Consider the following 2,526-nt stretch of genomic DNA (forward strand, 5'->3'; position numbering starts at 1 on the left):
TAATATTTTTAATTATAAAACATTAATAGTGTAAATTTTTAAATTTAATCATTTCTAATGAGTTTAAAAAAGTATTACTTTTCAGCATTTCTATAATAAAAAATTTAAAAAAATTTATTACTTATAAACCTTTCTATTTAATTCTTAAACGAATGTTTATATTATATTTTAAATAAACTAATATCTGTATACCAAATAGCTGGCTATTGCAAAAATTTTGCTGGATAGCTTACTCACTAAAAACTGAAATGGTTTTTGTTGAGTGGTATATTAACTCTATTTATTTAGGAGGGAAAAAATTGGCAAAGTTTGATGATAAAGTCGATTTATACGACGACAGAGGTTCATTAGTCGAAGCTGATGTACCAATCGAAGCTCTAAGTCCGTTACGTAACCCTGCTATTAAGAACATTATTAGCGGTGTTAAAAGAACTGTAGCTGTAAACTTAGAAGGAATCGAAAAATCTTTAAAAACTGCTTCCGTCGGTGGAAGTAAATCTAAAATCTTAGGTAGAGAAATGGATCTTGACATCGTTGCTCATGCAGATTCCATTAACGCTGCTGTAAAAGATATGCTTCAAGTAACTGAAGACGATGATACTAAATGTGAAGTACTCTCTGGTGGAAAAAGGATTTTAGTCCAAATTCCAACTATCAGATTAGACTCTTCCGCAGAATACTCCGTAGCAACCTTAGCTACCGCAACTGCATTAACTCAAGCTATTATCAAAGAGTTTGACGTAAACATGTACGACGCAAACATGGTAAAAGCTGCTATCTTAGGAAGATACCCACAATCTGTAGAATACATGGGATCCAACTTAAAAACCATGTTAGACGTACCACAAAAATTAGAAGGTCCAGGTTACTCCTTAAGAAACATTAAAGCAAACGACTTCGTAGCTGCTACCCTTAAAAATACTTTACAATCCACTGCTCTTGCAAGTATTTTCGAACAAACTGCAATGTTTGAAATGGGTGACGCTATCGGTGCATACGAAAGAATGCACTTATTAGGTTTAGCTTACCAAGGTTTAAACGCTGACAACATGGTATTAGGTCTCGTACAAGACAACGCTAAAGAAGGAACTGTTGGTTCCATCGTACAAGACACTATTGCTAAAGCTGAAGCAGATGGTGTAATCGCTGTAGAAAAAGAATTAACTGGATACAACATGTACGCAACTAGTGACGCAGCTAAATGGAACGCATATGCTGCTGCTGGATGTACTGCTGCTATTATGGTTAACGTAGGTGCAGCAAGAGCTGCTCAAGGTATTCCATCAACTATTTTATACTTCAACGACAACATCGAATTCGCTACCGGTTTACCTGGTATTGACTTCGGTAGAGCTGAAGGGGTAGCTGTAGGATTCTCTTTCTTCTCTCACTCTATCTATGGTGGAGGAGGTCCTGGTTTATTCAACGGTAACCACGTAGTAACCAGACACAGTAAAGGATTTACTATCCCTTGTGTAGCTGCAGGTATGGCATTAGATGCTGGTACCCAACTCTTCTCTCCAGAAGCAACTTCTGGATTAATTAAAGAAGTATACAGTGAGATTGACGAATTCAGAGAACCACTCAAATATGTTGCTTTAGCAGCTGCTGAGATTAAAGGTGACATCTAATTATCGAATTAATTTTTGTTAATTAAAATCTAATTTAAAATTCACAATAAATATTTAAATCGTTCCGATTTGAATACTGAGGTTAAATAATGGATATTGAAATATTTCCACACAGAATTTTAGGTACAGACACAACTGAAAAATTATTGAATGATCTTGAATCTTTAGAATCAGTTAAAAGAACTGTCATTCAAGGACCAAGACTCCCACCACAAGATGAAATTGATCGTCTTTATGGTGATCGCAGAGTCATTGTGGTAAGTGGCGAAGAAGTTGAATTGAAAGTTAAGACTGGTAGAATTTTTGTGGAATTATCTGATGAATCTGGTATTGACGAAATCAGATCAATATGTGATGAACATATTGATACTGGATTTGACATTAATACTAGCAAAGCACAATACATCAGAAAACAAAGAACTGTTACTGATGGATTGAAATATGGTGATAAAACAGAAATTCCTGAAGAATTGATTGGTATCGCTGATACCCGTTCAAAATTTAAGGATCATGTCTCTATTCTAAAAAAAGATTCAATGGAATAAAATATCTATAGGTTGATAATATGATTGGAAGATGCACTCATCTTGTAGACTGCAGGGAAACAAGAGGTCTTGGTGAAGGAGGTGGAATTGCTCAAAGAGGAACTTTCGCTGAATGTGGAAGTGATGTTTTGGCAGTTGCTATGTCTCCAGGTCGTAGACACATTACCAAACCTGTTTGTGAAATCACTTTTGGTTTACGTGAGGCTAATCTATTAACCAGTACCATGATATTGGATGCAGGTAGTGGTGTTCCACATGATGCTCCTGCCGGTGGTGCAGGAAACGCTTTTGGTTTGACTGACAAGGAAGTTGAACAAATGCAAAAGTTTAAGGTTATTGTGGTTCATTTA

The 2,526-nt window shown here is 35.7% G+C and carries 2 protein-coding genes and 1 pseudogene; all 3 read left to right on the top strand.

Going from position 1 to position 2,526, the window contains the following annotated elements:
• The first annotated feature begins 299 nt into the window (after window positions 1-299).
• Entirely contained in the window at window positions 300-1,631 is a 1,332-nt protein-coding gene (gene mcrB / locus ACKI3Q_RS05785) for a coenzyme-B sulfoethylthiotransferase subunit beta (RefSeq protein ID WP_407415166.1), read from the top strand.
• A gap of 89 nt (window positions 1,632-1,720) precedes the next feature.
• The gene (gene mcrD / locus ACKI3Q_RS05790; RefSeq protein WP_407415168.1) at window positions 1,721-2,176 is read left to right on the top strand and encodes a methyl-coenzyme M reductase operon protein D; all 456 of its coding nucleotides are present in this window, start codon (window positions 1,721-1,723) and stop codon (window positions 2,174-2,176) included.
• Between the two features lie 20 nt (window positions 2,177-2,196).
• Window positions 2,197-2,526 (top strand): annotated as a pseudogene (locus tag ACKI3Q_RS05795) (methyl-coenzyme M reductase I operon protein C); the annotation flags it as partial.

The sequence above is a fragment of the Methanobrevibacter sp. genome, assembly GCF_045636185.1.
In the GTDB taxonomy this organism is placed as follows: Archaea; Methanobacteriota; Methanobacteria; order Methanobacteriales; family Methanobacteriaceae; genus Methanocatella.

What these genes read in the sequence shown, in the direction of transcription:
- mcrD (WP_407415168.1), top strand. Translation starts at nt 1,721, where the DNA reads ATGGATATTGAAATATTTCCACACAGAATTTTAGGTACAGACACAACT.